General features: G+C 53.9%; 14 protein-coding genes. 8 read left to right on the top strand and 6 right to left on the bottom strand.

Going from position 1 to position 17,927, the window contains the following annotated elements:
* Positions 1–301: 301 nt before the first annotated feature.
* From P8T57_RS14875 to rodA, 7 genes are all read left to right on the top strand, one after another.
* The gene (locus P8T57_RS14875; protein WP_007090781.1) at positions 302–1,852 is read left to right on the top strand and encodes a 2-isopropylmalate synthase; all 1,551 of its coding nucleotides are present in this window, start codon (positions 302–304) and stop codon (positions 1,850–1,852) included.
* A 163-nt stretch (positions 1,853–2,015) separates the two neighbouring features.
* The gene (locus tag P8T57_RS14870; RefSeq protein WP_341363556.1) at positions 2,016–2,918 is read left to right on the top strand and encodes an alpha/beta hydrolase; all 903 of its coding nucleotides are present in this window, start codon (positions 2,016–2,018) and stop codon (positions 2,916–2,918) included.
* A 182-nt stretch (positions 2,919–3,100) separates the two neighbouring features.
* Positions 3,101–4,141 carry a rod shape-determining protein gene (locus P8T57_RS14865; protein ID WP_007090779.1) on the top strand — a complete coding sequence of 347 codons (1,041 nt, stop codon included), beginning with the start codon at positions 3,101–3,103 and terminating at the stop codon, positions 4,139–4,141.
* A 125-nt stretch (positions 4,142–4,266) separates the two neighbouring features.
* A complete protein-coding gene (mreC, locus tag P8T57_RS14860; RefSeq protein ID WP_071240345.1) occupies positions 4,267–5,247 on the top strand; it encodes a rod shape-determining protein MreC in 981 nt (326 codons plus the stop codon).
* A complete protein-coding gene (mreD, locus tag P8T57_RS14855; RefSeq protein ID WP_007090777.1) occupies positions 5,244–5,759 on the top strand; it encodes a rod shape-determining protein MreD in 516 nt (171 codons plus the stop codon). Before mreC ends, mreD begins: the two co-directional genes overlap by 4 nt.
* 183 nt (positions 5,760–5,942) lie before the next feature.
* Entirely contained in the window at positions 5,943–7,829 is a 1,887-nt protein-coding gene (gene mrdA, locus P8T57_RS14850) for a penicillin-binding protein 2 (RefSeq protein WP_065701926.1), read from the top strand.
* Between the two features lie 4 nt (positions 7,830–7,833).
* Positions 7,834–8,997 (top strand): rod shape-determining protein RodA, encoded by a 1,164-nt coding sequence (gene rodA, locus P8T57_RS14845; RefSeq protein WP_007090775.1) that lies wholly within the window; start codon positions 7,834–7,836, stop codon positions 8,995–8,997.
* A gap of 8 nt (positions 8,998–9,005) precedes the next feature.
* On the opposite strand, the gene P8T57_RS14840 is transcribed toward rodA, so the two are convergent.
* From P8T57_RS14840 to P8T57_RS14825, 4 genes are all read right to left on the bottom strand, one after another.
* On the bottom strand, positions 9,006–10,454 hold the full coding sequence (locus P8T57_RS14840; RefSeq protein WP_341363555.1) for a diguanylate cyclase: 1,449 nt from the start codon (positions 10,452–10,454) through the stop codon (positions 9,006–9,008).
* A gap of 30 nt (positions 10,455–10,484) precedes the next feature.
* Positions 10,485–11,633, bottom strand: coding sequence for an ABC transporter substrate-binding protein (locus P8T57_RS14835; RefSeq protein ID WP_341363554.1), 1,149 nt, complete (start codon positions 11,631–11,633; stop codon positions 10,485–10,487).
* Positions 11,634–11,764: 131 nt separating this feature from the next.
* Positions 11,765–12,508, bottom strand: coding sequence for a glycerophosphodiester phosphodiesterase family protein (locus P8T57_RS14830; protein WP_167332788.1), 744 nt, complete (start codon positions 12,506–12,508; stop codon positions 11,765–11,767).
* A 201-nt stretch (positions 12,509–12,709) separates the two neighbouring features.
* Positions 12,710–12,895, bottom strand: a complete 186-nt coding sequence (locus P8T57_RS14825; protein WP_037992343.1) for a hypothetical protein — start codon at positions 12,893–12,895, stop codon at positions 12,710–12,712.
* Positions 12,896–13,195: 300 nt separating this feature from the next.
* Here P8T57_RS14825 and P8T57_RS14820 point away from each other — a divergent pair, with 300 nt between their 5' ends.
* Positions 13,196–14,347 carry a Xaa-Pro peptidase family protein gene (locus P8T57_RS14820; protein ID WP_341363553.1) on the top strand — a complete coding sequence of 384 codons (1,152 nt, stop codon included), beginning with the start codon at positions 13,196–13,198 and terminating at the stop codon, positions 14,345–14,347.
* A gap of 69 nt (positions 14,348–14,416) precedes the next feature.
* On the opposite strand, the gene P8T57_RS14815 is transcribed toward P8T57_RS14820, so the two are convergent.
* On the bottom strand, positions 14,417–17,005 hold the full coding sequence (locus tag P8T57_RS14815; RefSeq protein ID WP_341363552.1) for an ATP-binding protein: 2,589 nt from the start codon (positions 17,003–17,005) through the stop codon (positions 14,417–14,419).
* The gene (locus P8T57_RS14810) at positions 16,980–17,864 is read right to left on the bottom strand and encodes a phytanoyl-CoA dioxygenase family protein (protein ID WP_341363551.1); all 885 of its coding nucleotides are present in this window, start codon (positions 17,862–17,864) and stop codon (positions 16,980–16,982) included. The genes P8T57_RS14815 and P8T57_RS14810 overlap by 26 nt, the downstream gene beginning before the upstream one ends.
* Between the last annotated feature and the right edge of the window lie 63 nt (positions 17,865–17,927).

The raw sequence follows: 17,927 nt of genomic DNA, 5'->3' as shown, positions 1-17,927 counted from the left end.
ATGAAGACCGATGACCGCAGACATTTGCAACATTCCTGCAATTGCCGATCGCACCGAAGCCGATGCTTCGGGTGCCTTTGTGCTGTCTGCTCTAAACCTAATTCTCGGTCTCCTTGGTCTCGCAGCGCTCGGGTCGCTACGACTTACCCGCCCCTGAGCGTACGAAGACGGTTCGGATTACCAAATAGGTCAATCCATTTACCGCAGCTCAGGGGAACAAGTCGCGCCAAAAGGCCCGCACTCTTTCCAAATTGACGTTTCAAATTTCGGGCAAAGTCCCGCTTGATCAGGAATTACGGTAATGGCTAGTGCTAACGACAATCGCGTCATCATTTTTGACACCACCCTGCGTGACGGCGAACAGTCCCCGGGTGCATCAATGACGCTCGATGAAAAACTGCGTGTGGCACACGCATTGGCAGAAATGAAAGTCGACATCATTGAGGCAGGCTTTGCCATCGCATCGAATGGCGACTTCCGGTCAGTCAATGAAATCGCCAAACAAATCAAGGGCCCGACCATCTGTTCGCTGGCCCGCGCGGCCAAAGGTGACATCGAACGGGCCGCCGAAGCACTGGAACCGGCAGAAAACAAACGCATCCACACCTTCATTTCCACAAGCCCCCTGCATATGAAATTCAAATTGCAGATGGAACCGGAACGCGTTCTGGAAAAGGTGATTGAAAGTGTTACACTGGCACGCAAATTTACCGACGACGTTGAATGGTCGGCCGAGGACGGATCGCGCACCGAGCATGACTTCCTGTGCCGTTGCGTTGAAGCCGCGATTGATGCCGGCGCGACCACCATCAACATCCCCGATACGGTTGGCTACACCACCCCTACCGAGTACGCCGACCTGATGACCATGCTGTTTAACCGTGTGCCAAATATCGACAAGGCGATCCTGTCGGTTCACTGCCACAACGATTTGGGCATGGCGGTTGCAAACTCGCTGGCGGCTGTCCATGCTGGTGCTCGCCAGATCGAATGCACGATCAACGGTCTGGGCGAACGCGCAGGCAACGCGGCACTGGAAGAAATCGTCATGGCGCTGAAAACGCGCAACGATGCCTTCCCGTATGAAACCGGGATTGATTCAACCAAAATCATGAACGCATCACGTCTGGTGTCGGCTGTGTCGGGCTTCGTCGTACAACCGAACAAGGCGATTGTCGGCGCAAACGCCTTCGCTCATGAAAGCGGCATTCATCAGGACGGCTTCCTGAAGAATTCTGAAACCTATGAAATCATGAAACCGGAAAGCATCGGCCTGAACAAATCAAGTCTGGTGATGGGCAAGCATTCCGGCCGTCATGCCTTCAAGGAAAAGCTCAAGGAACTGGGCTTTGCCGAACTGGGCGACAATGCCATCGAAGACGCGTTCGCCCGCTTCAAGGAACTGGCCGACAAGAAGAAAGAAGTCTATGACGACGACATCGTCGCACTGGTCGATGATGGCATGCGTGATAACGAACATATCAAGTTCGTGTCGCTGGCTGTCACCTGTGGCTCCAAAGGTCCGCAGACCGCCGAACTGGAACTGAATGTGAATGGGGAAACCCGCACTGCCAAAACCACCGGCGATGGCCCGATTGATGCAACCTTCAACGCCATCAAGGCAATCTATCCCCATGACTGGAAACTTAAACTCTATCAGGTTCATGCTGTCACCGAAGGCACGGACGCACAGGGTACGGTTACCGTCAAACTGGATGGTGAAGACCGCACCGTGGTTGGCAATGCATCGGATACCGACACCGTTGTCGCATCCTGCGTGGCCTATGTCACCGCGGTCAACAAGCTGATCGAGAAAAGCCAGAAAACGGCACCGGACGCCATGGCTTCCTGATCAGGCATTCTGCATTTTGAGAATAAAGGGGTGGTATTTGCCGCCCCTTTTTCCGTTTCAGGGCCGGTTTCCGTCAGGTACCCCCGCTTTTTAGCAGGTATGATTGCTGTGACCCCGCGCATTCTGTGATACACTATGCCTCTTGAACGAAGGGGCCAAAGCCATGACCATGCAGCCTGTTCTTCAGTTTCATCACCGATCTGTTGCCATTACGGTATTGGCGTTTTGTGCAGTCGTAATTGTCGCTATGACGCCACACGCAAAAGCCGCTGCGATTAATGATGTGCAGAAAATCGACATACCATCTCAACCTTATCCGATAAGCGGACTGCGGCAGCGTTTGATTGACGCGGGAAAAGCCATTCCCGAAGTCGATAGCAGCCTGCAATTCGATATTCCCGGCCTCTATTACCCGCCTGTGGATGAAAACGCTAAAACCGCAGCGGTAATTGCTGTTCCTGATTGTGACGACCGTTTTCCGGAAGACTGGATTACCGCGCTGCATGATGCAGGCCTTGCGGTTCTTCGCATATCGCCCGGAAAAGCCCACCCTTCGCAAAGCTATTGCACGGCCGGAACACTTGATAATCCGAAACACGGCGTGACCTATTGGGCCTTTGATGCACTAAGCGCGCTTGAGTATCTGGCAGGACAGGATGGTATCGATCCTGATCGGATTGCGATTTTCGGTTACGGATACGGTGCGGCTGCCGCCCAATTCGCGATCTATCGCCACGGTCACGCCAAACGATTTGATCAGCGGTTCGTCTCGATGGTGGGACTGCGTGCCCAATGCATGTCGGAAATGGATAATTTCGTTCCCGCATTGCTGGTGACGGTAACGGGGGATCGGCTAAACCCGCCGGCATGGTGCCAGTGGCGCATGGACCGGGACCTGCATGCGGATCGCGAACCAGTAATGTTCGAGATGCTTCAGAGTGATGAAACACCTGAAAAACAAGCGACTCGCAAATTTCTGAAAGTGGAAACCGGACCCGAGACAACTGCCCTGATCATGGATTTCCTGCTTAAAACTGGAATAATTCTCAAGGAAGATAAACCTTGAATGAAAACGCCAACACCATATGGCGGATCATCTTTTTGCATCTTATTTCAAGTCTTGTGACCCGTCTTAATTATTCCTCAATTCCCTGAGCAGATTATTCGTGCATCGACTGGCGCGTTACGCTATCAAAGCCGGTACATTCGTATTCAAGATTTTACTATTAACCGGGGCATAGGGCAGGAATGTTTTCCAAGCTTCTTGGGGTTTTATCCTCCGACATGGCGGTGGATTTGGGCACCGCCAACACACTGGTTTACGTCAAAGGGCGTGGCATCGTCCTTAACGAACCATCCGTGGTAGCCATCACCGACGAAAAAGGCAAGAAACAGGTACTTGCCGTCGGGGAAGAAGCTAAGCAGATGCTCGGGCGTACGCCCGGTTACATTCAGGCCATTCGCCCGCTGCGCGATGGCGTGATTGCCGAATTCCACATCGCCGAAGAGATGATCAAACACTTTATCCGTAAAGTGCATGGCCGTCGCAACTTCGCAAGCCCGGAAGTCATCATTTGCGTTCCGTCTGGCTCGACCGCCGTTGAACGCCGCGCCATTCAGGAAAGTGCTGAAAGTGCCGGCGCCCGCAAGGTCTGGCTGATTGACGAACCGATGGCAGCCGCCATTGGCGCGGGTCTTCCGGTCACCGAGCCGACCGGCTCCATGGTTGTCGACATCGGCGGTGGCACCACCGAGGTCGCGGTTCTGTCGCTTGGCGGTATCGTTTATGCCCGTTCGGTGCGTGTTGGTGGCGACAAGATGGACGAGGCGATCATCGCCTATATCCGTCGCACCCATAACCTGCTGGTAGGTGAAAGCACCGCAGAACGCATCAAGAAAGAAATCGGTTCAGCCTGCGCACCAGACGATGGTGATGGTGCAACGGTTGAAATCCGTGGCCGTGATCTGATGAATGGCGTTCCGAAGGAACTGATCATTTCCGAACGCCAGATCGCAGAAAGCCTTGCAGAACCTGTTTCGGCAATCATCGAGGCGGTGAAAGTCGCCCTTGAACAGACCCCGCCGGAACTGGCAGCCGATATCGTCGACAAGGGTATCGTTCTGACCGGTGGTGGCGCAATGCTTGGCAATCTGGACTATGTCCTGCGCCATGCAACCGGTCTTCCGGTTTCGATTGCCGATGATCCCCTGTCCTGCGTTGCGCTTGGTACGGGTCGTGCGCTCGAAGAAAAGAAGATGCTTCGCAACGTGTTGCACACCGCTTACTAAGGCGAAATGGCAAAAAACATCTCACCGGGTCATGTCCTGACTGGACGCGACTCGGTGATTTCGTTAAGGTTGAATATCCCACGGGGATTTCGGGGCAACTTTTCTGATCTAATGCGGGGAATATAGTGGCTCAGCATGGCGGTCCGCAGCAGCGTATCTTTTCGCCGTTACGTACGGCGCTTCACCGCTTCGCCTTCATCCTTCTAATCGTATCGGCGTTTGGCCTTATGCTTCTGGGCAAGGCTGATACCGTTCTGATCGAAAGGATACGAGCCGCTTCGGCCGATCTTGTATCCCCGATCATGAATGTTGTTTCCCGTCCCGCCGCCAGCATCAACGAGCTGACGGAACAGGCGACCAATATCTTCAATCTCTATGAACAGAACGAACGCCTGCGTCGCGAAAACCGCGAATTGCTGGCGTGGCAGCAGGTTGCCCGTAATCTAGCGCATGAAAATGCCCGCCTGCGCGACCTTGCCGATTATACAAGCCCGCCGCCATTGCGCCTTGTCACCACCCGCGTGATTGCCGATATGGGCGGTGCCTATGCGCACAGCCTGATGGTATCGGCCGGTTCGCGCGATGGCGTGATCAAAGGACAGGCAGTTATGTCCGACGAAGGGCTTGTCGGACGTGTTGCCGAAGCAGGCTATCAGGCTTCGCGCGTTCTGTTGATTACAGACATCAATTCACGCGTCCCGGTGATTGTTGAAAATTCGCGTGACCGTGCGTTTCTGTCGGGCGACAACACAGACCGCCCGCTTTTGACCTTCCTGACTGCGGATGCGGCGGTTGCGCCGGGTGATCGCATTCTGACATCCGGTCATGGTGGTGCCTTCCCGCCTGGCATTCCGGTTGGTGTCGTTTCATCCGTTTCGGAAAATGCCGTGCGTGTCGCGCCACTGTTCCGCCGCCACCAACTTGAATATCTGCGCGTCGCGGATTATGGCCTGCAAGGCATCCTGAGCGATCAGGCCATGCGCCGTGATCAGCAGAATGATGGCGTTATCCCCAACGGTGTTGGCATCGTACCCAATGACGGGAACGATGCGGCAGCAAATATGCCAACGCTTGGCCCCGCACAGCCAACGGATCGACTTCCGTGAAGCCCGGTGTCTGGCACAGGCTGGATATCATTGCGCGAGGCTTGTTTCCGGCATTCAGCGTTTTCATTCTGTTGCTGTTTAATCTGCTGCCGATCAGCGTGCCATTGCTCAGCACCGCATCACCTGCATTGCCTTTGATGGCTGTATTTTACTGGTCGGTGAACCGCCCGGATTTGCTAACCGCGCTGACGGCATTCTTTCTTGGACTGTTGCAGGATTTGCTGACAGGCCTGCCCCTTGGCGTCAGTTCGCTGGTCTTGCTGCTCGTGCAGACCGGATCTGCAAGCCAGGGCCGTTTTTTCCATAACAAGCCGTTCAGCGTAATGTGGTGGGGTTTTGCGTTGGTCGCGATCCCGGCACTGCTGGTTCAGTGGCTTTTGAGTTCGGCATTAATCGGGGCCTTCTTGCCGATCAAGTCGACATTGATTAGCTATGTACTGACTGCGGCACTTTTCCCGCTTGTTGCATGGGTTCTGGCACGGGCGCAAAATACGCTTCTGCGCCATATCTAGAACAGCACCAGCTGGATCAATATTGATGTTTTGGCAATAGCTACCGGCTATGTTTGAAAGACAGTTTTCAACATGCACCGCACAGGATAAAACGGGCACGCAAGTTTCCGGAATTCCGTCGGGGCACTCCGACCAGCAGGTTTGACGACGCCGATGTGGCACCGTGACTCAGACAGATATCGCATGTTTACCCGCCGCGCCCTGATGCTCGGCGCGGGGCAGGGTATATTGCTGACCGGTCTTGCCGCACGCATGTACTATCTGCAGGTAATGGAAAGCGACCGTTACAGGGTCCTTGCCGATGAAAACCGGATATCCCATCGCCTTTTGCCGCCACCGCGCGGCCTGATTACCGACCGTTTTGGTGCTCCGGTCGCGGTAAACCGGCAGAACTATCACATCATGATCGTTCGCGAACAGGCGCAGGATGTTCGGAGGACCCTGGAAATTCTGGGTCAGATCATCGAACTTGGCCCCGACACCATCGAACGGGTTGAACGTGACGTCGCGCGCAGACGGTCCTTTGTCCCGGTTACGGTGCGCGACAATTTAACTTGGGAAGAAGTTGCACGCGTCGGCGTTAACGCCCCGGACCTGCCCGGTCTGATCATTGATGCCGGTCGTTCGCGCGATTATCCCGAAGGTCCGCATCTGGCGCATACTTTGGGCTATGTGGCGGCCGTGTCGGAAAAAGAACTGACCGGCGATCCATTGCTTGAACTGCCTGGGTTCCGGATTGGCAAAAGCGGGATCGAGAAAGTTTACGATCTGGCACTTCGCGGCAGTGCTGGCACCAGCCAGGTCGAAGTCAATGCACTTGGCCGTGTCATCCGCGAACTTGACCGCGAAGAAGGCGACAGTGGCAACACGGTTGTCATGACCCTTGATCTTGAATTGCAGCGTTACGCCAACCAGCGCCTGTCAAACAAGGAAAGCGCATCTGCCGTTGTGCTTGATATTCATAACGGCGAAGTGCTTGCGATGGCATCGCATCCGACATACGACCCGAACGCCTTTACCAACGGCATTTCGCACAAGCTATGGAACAGTCTGGTCAATAACGAATACGCACCACTGTCTAACAAGGCCGTCACCGGGACCTATGCACCGGGTTCGACATTCAAGATGTGTGTCGCCCTTGCCGGACTTGAAGCCGGTGTGGTTACAGCCAATCAGCGTTTCTTCTGCCCGGGTCATCTTGATCTTGGCAATGCACGGTTCCATTGCTGGAAACGTGGCGGGCATGGCTGGGTCGATATGCATGACTCGATGAAACATTCCTGCGATGTTTATTACTATGAAATATCGCAAAAGATCGGCATCGACCGTATCGCCGCCATGGCCAATAAACTGGGCCTTGGCGAATTGACCGGTATCGACCTTCCCAATGAACGTTCCGGCCTGATCCCGACCAAGGACTGGAAGGAAATCCAGCTCGGCAAACGCTGGCAGGGTGGTGAAACCCTGATTTCGTCAATCGGTCAGGGATACGTCCTGGCAACGCCGTTGCAACTGGCGACCATGGTTGCACGCATTGCATCGGGCAAGGCTGTTAAGCCGCATCTGACACGCGATCATGTCACCGCAGAAGGCATCACCAGCCGGGCGAATGAGGAATTCCCCGAACTTCAGGTCAACCGTGCCCATCTGGCGCGTATTCGCGACGGCATGAATGGTGTCACCAACGAATTGCGCGGCACGGCACATCGGTCGCGGATTGATATCAAGGGCATGGAGATGGCCGGTAAGACAGGCACCAGTCAGGTCCGCCGCATTACCATGCGCGAACGCCAAACCACCGGGGTTCTTGATAACAATGATCTGCCGTGGAAATACCGCGACCATGCGCTGTTTGTTGCCTTTGCACCGGTCGACAATCCCCGCTATGCCTGCGCGGTTGTTGTGGATCACGGTGGATCCGGTTCGGGCATCGCTGCACCGATTGCACGTGACATTCTGATCAAGGCGCAGGAACTGAAATCTGCACGCCCGGGCATATCGGCGGCCAACATTCAATCCACCGCGCAATTATCGCACCCGTCACAGACAGACCGCGAAGAAGAAGGCTAGAACGATGGCAAGCCGCAGATATCGTATCGGCGAAGATCCGGATTACGTGCCAATCGGTCGCCGTCTTTTAATGCTTAACTGGACGTTGGTATTGCTGATTTCCACACTGGCGGGGATCGGTTTTGCCATGCTGTATTCGGCGGCCAACGGTTCGGTTGAACCATGGGCAGAACGTCAGATGATGCGTTTTGCTGTTGGTGCCATCGTGATGATTGGCATCGCGGTTACCGATGTCCGTGTCTGGTTGAAACTTGCCTATTTTTCCTATTTCGTCGCGCTGATCCTTCTGATTGGGGTTGAAATCAAGGGGGATATTGGCATGGGGGCGCAACGCTGGATCAATCTTGGTTTCTTCCAGTTGCAACCATCCGAACTGATGAAAATCTCGCTTGTGCTGGCACTTGCGCGTTATTTCCACGGCCTGACTGTCGAAGAAGTGGGGCGCATTCCGCTTTTGATACCGCCACTTTTAATGGTTCTGGCTCCTGCGGCACTGGTGTTGCGCCAGCCTGATCTGGGTACTGCCCTATTGCTGATTGCCGGTGGCGGCGTCATCTTCTGGCTTGCCGGGGTTCGGATGTGGAAATTCGCCCTGATACTTGGCGCGGTTCTGGCAATCATTCCCATCGGCTGGCAGTTTCTGCGCGATTATCAGAAAAACCGCGTTCTGACGTTCCTGAACCCTGAAAATGATCCGCTTGGCGCGGGCTATCACATTACCCAGTCAAAGATTGCCCTTGGGTCGGGCGGCCTGTTTGGCAAGGGTTATATGCTGGGATCGCAAAGCCATCTGAACTTCCTGCCGGAAAAACAGACCGACTTTATCTTTACCATGCTGGGTGAAGAGTTCGGGCTGGTTGGCGGATTGGCGTTGCTGCTGCTTTATACCATGGTAATCATGTATGGTTATGTGATTGCGCTTCGGTGCCGCAACCAGTTCGGTCGCCTTGTCGCAATCGGGATCACCTCGACCTTTTTCCTGTATGTCTTCATCAACATCGCCATGGTGATGGGACTTATCCCTGTGGTCGGTGTTCCGTTGCCGCTGGTCTCGTATGGCGGCACGGTGATGATGACAATTCTTGTCAGCTTTGGCCTTCTGATGAGTGTATCAATCCACCGCGATATACGGATTTCAAGACAGGGAAATGACGACGGCCGTCAATAGCCCCCAACTCAAGCGCTGATCTGATCAGCCAGATTGGCAAGATCGACAGGCACACAACGATTTCGCCCTGTTTCCTTGGCTTGATAAAGTGCGGCATCGACCAGCGAATAAAGAATATCGGCAACATCTGTGTTTTCGCGGGATTTCAGCAATGCAACGTTTTTGGCAACTTGCGCATCCAATTTTCCAGCCGTCCCCTGTGCAGGCAGGGATATCACCCCGAAACTTGACGTGTAGTTCAAATGCTTGCCGCCGAAGGCAACAGCATCCTGTTCAAACGCGCTCCGAAGACGCTCTGCAAGGATCATGGCACCTTCCGCCCCCTCCCCCGGAAGAAGAACCGCAAACTCCTCCCCGCCCAGTCGGGCTGGCAAATCGATATCACGCAGGCTGTATTTCAAAAGCTTTGCCAGTGATACCAAAACCGCATCTCCGGCCTGATGACCATAGGTGTCATTCAAAAGCTTGAACCTATCAATATCGAGCAAAATGATACTCATCGGCGTATCGCGACGCTTCCAGATCGAAAGGTTTTCTTCAAGACGCATCATAAAAATGCGACGGTTGGCAAGACCGGTCAACGGATCTGTCGAAGCCAGCGCTTCAAGCTTGCCCATGGCTTCATTCAATGCGCGCGTCCGACTTTCAACCCGCGTTTCCAGATTGACATTTGCGTCCTGCAAATCATCACGCGCGCGCTGCAATTGCCCGATTTGCCCCCGTATCATGCCAAAAAGCCCTACCGTAACCGAACTCAGCAATTGCACTTCATCGTCATGACGGTACGTTGGCGGCATATCCAGCGACCGTTTAACATCCGACGGATCGGAATTGACGATGTAATGCGCCAGCTTCACCAAGGGGCGCGAAAACACAAAATAACTGAGCGCGGCAAATACCACCGCCATGGTGGCCGCAAAAACCATGTTGGCCAAAAACGACCAGGCAGACCGCGACATGAACGCAGTTACATAAACCTGGGGATTCAGGACAACGACCAGTGTTCCCAAGGCATCGGCAGACGGGTTGTTTTCATTTTGAAGCGGGATTTCAAGCTGCTGCAAACCGCCAAACAACTTTTCCGCCCATCGCGAGGTTTGAATTTCCCCTACCGGACGTTTTCTTTGATAAAGAACGGAGCCATCGCCAAGCTGTATTTTGACACTGGAAATGGATCTTTGCAGCATCATGCCGCGCGCCATGACCTCGGCCAATGCTGCATCCTTTTTTGTCACCGCTTCGGCCGCCACAGGCAGGCTGCTATCAACAACACGCTCGTTGGCCTGCTGATAGACACCCTCAAGCCATTGATAGTCGGTGAAAATCTGAAAAGCCGTGATAACAAAACCAAGTAGCATTGCGGCCAACAGGGAATATTTAAGCTGCCTTGTCGCAACAGAACTGCCAAGCTTCAGTCCAGACAGGTCCTGAACGGTATCCTTTCCTGTCTTAGACACACGGCACCCTTTCCATTAAAGCCAGTCCAATCAGCGCGACGGTATTGGCCAATCACGTTCCTGCGCCGAATTCAGTTCCTCGATCCTGAACCGATAGTCCCTTTGTTCCGGATTGCTGACAAGGCTGAACTGTGAAAAATCAATCTTATTCCAGTCACGGTCGCCAAGAACCTGCTTGTAGGTCTCGAAATTATCCCGTGTTATTGCCTGCATTCCGAAAGATACTTCGGGATTTGTTGTCAGTTTTTCAATGCCTTCAAGGTAATCTTTTAGCAATACCATAATCCACGCACCCGCCAGAAAATGTCCGCCATGCGTCATCGTCATTTTGCCACTGGCAACATTTTCCAATCCTTCGGTGGACCAGTTCAAGCCGCCAACAAAGACATCCTTCCCGGGAACTTTTCCGAATTCTTCGATCGCCTTGATTGCACCAAGGGCGATACTGTCATTGGCAGCCCACACCGCATCCAGACAGCCACCTGTGGCAAGCCATTCCGCAGTCCTGCGATAGGCCTCCTCAAATGACCAATTGACCACAAGGCGACGCTGTTCACGAAGCAAGGGATACTGTTCCAATGCCATATCAAGCCCCCGGAGCCGCTGCAGCGACGCCGGTGTCATGCTGTCCCCGGCCAAAGACAAAAGGCAAAGGTCTTTGCGCAAACCGCCATTATGTGCGTCCTTTGCGGCAATAGCCAACGACTGGGCAATTTCAAATCCGGCACGCTCGTTATCAGGAACCAGCGTCGCAATCCAGAAGCCGAGTTCCCTGCCCGGTCGGCCAAATCGCTGCTTTTGTTCATCGGTCAGATCATTGAGCAGCATCAGAACCGGAATGTTGCGTTCCTGCGCCTCAAGAACGATCCGGGTACCTTGCTGATGTTCATTAACCGCGATGATGTAATCGGGCGGGGGATTCATGGCAAAAACACGATTGGCGCTTTCGGCCATCTGTTTCCAGTCACGGTCACTGTCAAACACAACAAGATCAAAACCGAACTGATCGGCTGCGGCCTGCATGGTGTCGCGCACGTCTTTCCAGAAACCGCGATCACCATAACCCGGATTGATAAAAGCGATGCGCGGTTCGGAAACATTGTTCAGGTCACGCGCATCAACATGCATCGCGCCCCCCAAAATCGCGCACAGCGCAGCGATCCAGCTTACAAGTTTCAAAGACTATTCCCTCGACACCGGTCACAGACCTTTCCCACCGTGCAAAGGACGATGATCGCCTGTTTATTTTCAGTGTCGCCGCATTAACCAATTATATCCGAAAGGTCAAATCAAGTTGGCCTACGGAAGGATCAGATCGTCTGGGCGGCACCATCCAAACGCAACATGACTTCCTGCTGAACCGCACGGAAAAGCGCCGCATAATCCAGATTGACATAGTCAATCTGCCATTCGACAAGTTTGGCGAAAAGTTCCGCATTGGGCGTATCGATGAAAATCATCGTCTCAAGACCACGCGCCTTTGCTTCATGTATTGCGTCGCGTGTCACATTTTCCTCAAGAAATTCGAAAATATGTGCCTGTTCATGATGGATCGCCTGTTCTAGCGAACCGGCAATATGAAGCTGCACATTGCGCCGGATATCCGGTGCAATCCGGCGCAGGTCGTCACGAATGTCGGCAGAAAAAGAACTGACAAAAACGTCGTTTCCGAAGGCAAAACCATCAAGCATGTCGACAACCCTGCCCGCATCTGCCTGCTTGATCTCGCAATATATTTTCACCCGCCCCTTTAGACGGCGCAGAAAGTCTTCAAGCCGCGGCACCGGCTCGCCTGCGAATGCCGGATTGAACCAAGACCCGGCATCCAGCCGATCAATTTCCGCGCTGGTCATTTCCGCAATGGCACCGGTGCCATCGGTTGTGCGATCCACGGTTGCGTCATGCATGACATACAGAACTTCGTCGGCGGACTGACGCACATCGAATTCGATATAGTCCGCCCCCGCCACAATCGCACTTTCGGCGCTGGCAAAGGTATTTTCCGGCGCATTAAGGCTGTCGCCACGGTGATAAACAAGTTGTACTGGCTTCACGGGATCCTCCATATGGCTCGACTGGCCATAGGGAAGGTAGGGCGACAGTCCCGCGCGCAGCAAGCATGTCAGGTCAATTTAACCTTACTGTTACCTTGCCTGTTACGTCGCGAAACCGCATCCGGAAGATATCAGGCACGAAAATTATGCGGCGTCCCGCAAACAGCAGGACACCCAAAAGTCGCCGAAAAGAAGCCCAGTCTAACCAATATCGCGCAACGCACGGGCCAGTTCGTCAGTCGACATACTCGCGCGGTTCTCGATCCCGTGCTGCTTGGCAAGGTGATAAAGATCGTCGCGCCGCCATTTTTCATAGGCCGGTTCGAACTGTCTTTCTCGCGATGACGTTGCCGGCGCATTTCCAGAAAATTTCTGATAGCTAGCCACTTTTGCCTCCTGAGGGGGATGGTCTTAAGCGGAACTGGCATCGGGCAATTTCGATGCCCTTTGTGACACTGCCATTACATTTCATGTGGGATGGAATAAAAAAATGTCTACGGTTTCGAACAAAATTTACTGACTTCTTTCGGTAATATCATGATCTGAAACGACAATCCCGGAAAGACCGCCGCCCAACAATTGCAATTTATCAACAAAACATCATTGGATCGTATTTTTTACTATTTCGTGTTCACGGAGTTTGTTAGCGTCATTGGCAAATCAACAATCACAATCAGGGAAGCCCCCATGGCATTGCATTTTGAACGCGCCGAACTATCGGCCCGCCGCGCAAAAACGGTTGCACGTCTTGAAGCCGCCGGTCTTGATGGCCTGCTGATGTTCCGCCAGGAAAGCATGTTCTATCTGACGGGGTATGACACGTTCGGTTATGTGTTTTTCCAGTGCCTGTATCTGGGGGCTGACGGCCGCATTGCCCTTATTACCCGCGCACCGGATTTGCGTCAGGCACAACATACATCCGACATCGAAGATATCCGTATCTGGGTCGATGGCCCGGATGTGAACCCTGCATTGCAACTGCGCGACATGCTGGCGGAGTTTGGCTGTGGCGGCAAAAAACTTGGCGTTGAATACGATGCCTATGGGTTGACCGCCGCCAATGGCAAAAAGCTTGATGCAGCACTTGACGGTTTCTGCACGCTTACCGACGCATCCCGTCTGGTATCGGAACTGCGCGTTGTCAAAAGCCCGGCGGAACTCGACTGTATCCGCACCGCCGCCAGTCTTGCCGATGACGCATGGGATGCCGCCCTTGAAACCGTCCATGCAGGTGCGTTTGAAGGCGACATACTGGCCGCCATGCAGGGCGCTATTTTCAAAGGGGGCGGGGATTATCCCGGCAATGAATTCATTATCGGAGCCGGACGCGATGCACTGCTTTGCCGTTACTTCACCGGGCGCAAACATCTGGCTGACACTGATCAGATCACGCTGGAATGGGCGGGAGCCTATCGGCATTATCATGCTGCGATGATGCGCACCATTCCAATCGGCAAGGCAACATCGCGCCACGTTGAAATGCACAAGGTCGCAACGGATGCCATGATCGCCTGCCGCGATGCGCTTAAACCCGGCGAACCAATCGGCAAGGTATTCGATGCCTATGCCCGGGTTTGCGATGCAGGCAGCATGAAAGCCCACCGTCTAAACGCGTGCGGTTATTCAATGGGGACGACCTTTGCACCGAACTGGATGGACTGGCCGATGTTTTATCATGGCAATCCGGTGATTGCCGAACCGGGCATGGTTTACTTCCTGCATATGATCCTGATGGACAGCGAAAGCAGCATCGCCATGTGCCCCGGCCATTCGGTGATTGTTACCGAAACCGGCAACGAAGCCATATCACGTCATCAACTCGACCTGGTCACGCGCTGATATACAAAGCAGTTTCCCACAAAAAGGCCTGCTCGAATATGAAGCGGGCCTTTTCGTGTATTGCAGCTATCAGTCCTGCAATGCCTTGCGCATGGCATCTGCCGTGTCTTCGGCAAGACGATCCAGTTTGGCAATCCGGTCATGGATCGCCCCATCGAAGTCGCCTTCATAAAGTTCCAACTGGCGGGCATCGACCGCCAGCTTTTCTGCAGCAAGGTTTGCCGCCATTCCCTTGATCGTGTGTGCCGCACGGCGAAGGCTTTCGCGGTCACCATCGGCAATTGCTGCGATGATATTTTCGCGTTCTTCCTGATAGGACGCCGGCAGCAGGTCAATCAGGCTGGCCATCTGATCGGCACCCAAGGCACGACTCATTTCCTCGAAACGTGTTTTGTCGATCAGATTCATTTTTGTCTCTTTGGCAGATATGTTTGCTTTAACCGGCTCGGGCACGGGTTTTGCGTCTCCCGTTGCGTTATCACTGTTAACCGTTCGCGCCGGACTATCTACGGGCAAGGCGTCGGGCAGGTTCACTTCCATATCGGCATTTGTAACCTGCAAACCGGATGTTACAGAATACCCGCCGCCACGGTTTCTCAGGAAGCGTAACAGAACACCGTAAAGCCTGCGTTCTTCGACAGGCTTGGTCATAACCTCGTCCATGCCCGCCGCCAGAAAGTCACGATGGCGATCACTGAATGCTTCGGCCGTTACACAAATGATCGGAACACGTCCACCTCTGGTGACACGTTCCAGTTCACGGATATGGCGGGTCGCCCCCTCGCCATCCAGAACCGGCATATGGGCATCCATCAGGATCGCATCATAGTCACTCTGCTGGAAGGCATGCACGGCCTGGCGGCCATTGGGTACGATATCGACAACCAATCCATAACGCAGCAACAGCCCGCGGATCACGTTGGCATTAATCTCGTTATCCTCGGCAACAAGAATGCGACTACCCGAAAGAACACTGTCACCACTGCTCTCGGCAATCTGGCTGCCCCCATGCTCATGCCGTTCCGATCGGCGGGCTTCAAACGGCAGCCACACATCAAATCGCGTTCCCTTGCCCTCGCTACTATCGACCTTCATGAAGCCGCCCATCAATTCCGTCAGACTGCGTGCAATCGAAAGACCAAGTCCCGTTCCACCATGTTGCCGCATGGTGGAATTATCGGCCTGGCTAAAGGGGGAAAATATCTGTTCCTGACGATCCCGCGGAATTCCGATGCCGGTATCGATAACGGCAAAATGGTAAACTTCCTCATCCGCAATCAGGTCGCGCACCCGTTCCGGTACATTTTCCTCCCGGGTGACTTCCAACCTTACCGATCCCTTCCGGGTGAATTTCACTGCATTTGATAACAGGTTCCACAGGATCTGGCGAAACCGGACTTCATCACCGGTAAACATCCTTGTTGCCAACGACGCATCATCACAATGCAGGGAAAGGTTCTTTTCGCGTGCCATGTCGGCAATCGCACGAAACAGATCATAGGTAATATCGGATGGGTGAAAGGGGCGTTTTTCCAACTCGACCCGACCGGCCTCGATCTTGCTCATATCAAGGATATCGTTCAAAAGTGCCATCAGCGCCCGCCCGGATGACAAGATCGCACTGACCCGTTCCTTTTGCGCATCGTCAAGCTGACTTTGCCGCAACAATTGCGCCATGCCCAGAATGCCATTTAACGGCGTTCTGATTTCGTGGCTCATGGTCGCCAGAAATTCGCTTTTGGCCGAACTTGCCTGAAATGACTGTCGATAATGGCTGCGCAATTCCAGCAACATGAAAGCCAGGGCAAAACTGTAACTGATCAGGCGCGATGGAATGATGAAGCGCGCGACAATATCGGCGTGTTCCGGCCCGAATACGAAAAATGCCAGATGATTGAAGCAGCCAATCAGCAGCGTGAAACAGATCAGGCTTTCGGAAAGGGAAAACCGGTAATGGCACCGTACCAGATACCCCGCCGCCCCGGCAAAAATCATGATTGTCGTCGGAAACAGGATAAGCGTGCTGATATTTTGCAATGCCCCGCTGACATCGCTTGAAACACCGGGCATGAACCAGACCAGAAATGCCTGAACCGCGACACCGGCGATGATCAGCCCGGGCACCATTGCCCACACCTGATCAGTACCCTGACGGCTTTCATGACGGTTTGCGACATGCCAGCTCATGACAACCAGCCAGAAAGAGCCCAGTCGTAACACAAGAACCAGAAGGCCGGTAAAGGAACCAAGTGCCTGTTCCTGCCCCAACAGGCTGCTGGCCGCAAGAAGGTTGGGAATACCCAAAAGGTCGCTGATCAGCAGTACCCCCATCGCGGCCGCCAAATAGAAAATCTGCTTGCGCTTGGTGATGTCGAACAGGATCCAGCCAATGCACATTGACAGCAGCGCGATGAATTCCACGACCACCAGAACCGAGACGGTAATGCCCGACACCAGATCGTCATCAAGCGACGAGAAAAGCAGAAACACAGGAGCGATGGCACAGAAGGCAAGAAATGCGACACCGGGAAGGCTCAGCATTTTTGGCATATTGGCATCGACCCCGGTTCTGGTCTTTTTGACCGTTGTTAGTGTGCCATTCCGGCATCTGGAACGCGATGCAGGGCTTTTGTCATGCCCAACCTGACAGTTCGGCATGAATGCTGTTTGCCCATCGCAGGGTATCGTCGTCCATCGATTGCATATGCCGGTATTTCGCAAATTGCTGCACGATCAGTTCAAGCCGTTCATGAAACGCCGGTGGCTGGTCCAGATCAAGCAGACGATCCGCCAGGGGATCAAATGCTGCATTCTGAAATTCAAGCGACAGACTGATCCTTGGTTCGGTGGCAAAGGTACTGGCGCGCCCACCCCAATGATACAAGTCCTGCCGCCATCCCATCACGGTCCCCGGTCTCGCGGGTAGTGCCCGAACATCTTGCAAAACAACATCTTCCGGTTTAGCAACAGGGCAAGGATAACACTTTTCAAATGAACGCGGCAATACGTACATACAGCCGTTGTCGGGGCTTGCAACGCCCAGTGGCACCCAAAGTGACAGGCTGATCAGCATGTCATCGCCAATAACACTTTCCCCCTGATAATCGCGATGCGGCGGCCACCCGCGCCCGCCCTGCCCCGGATCGACATGCCATGCCCAGAAATGCGGAAGCAGCTTTACCCGATCCCCCAGAAAATGGGTCAGCAACGGGCGAAGCCGCATGAAAACCTGCCATGTCTCGTCATACAGATAGATCATCGCTGGCGGCAAACCGTTGACCACCAATGTTTCAATCCCGGTGCGCAATTGCGCAAGACTTTCAACAGGCAACAGATCATCAATCAGGAAATATCCATCCTGCCAGAACCGGTCGGAATGCGCCGAACCGTCAAATCCGCCCTTGTCATAACCGACCGACGGCACATCACAGATCCTCGCACCGGCGGCGTAAATTGTCAGTTGCGGGTTGATCGAAAGCCAACTTTCACGTTGGCAGGCCTGAAACGCAGTCATCATGTCGGAAAATCCAATGCAGGGTCTGGCGGACGATACGAAGTCACCTGCTGCCGCGCAAGTCCG

The sequence above is a fragment of the Thalassospira sp. SN3W genome (genome assembly GCF_038070535.1).
GTDB lineage: Bacteria > Pseudomonadota > Alphaproteobacteria > Rhodospirillales > Thalassospiraceae > Thalassospira > Thalassospira xiamenensis.
This window is presented reverse-complemented; position numbering and strand designations above follow the sequence as displayed.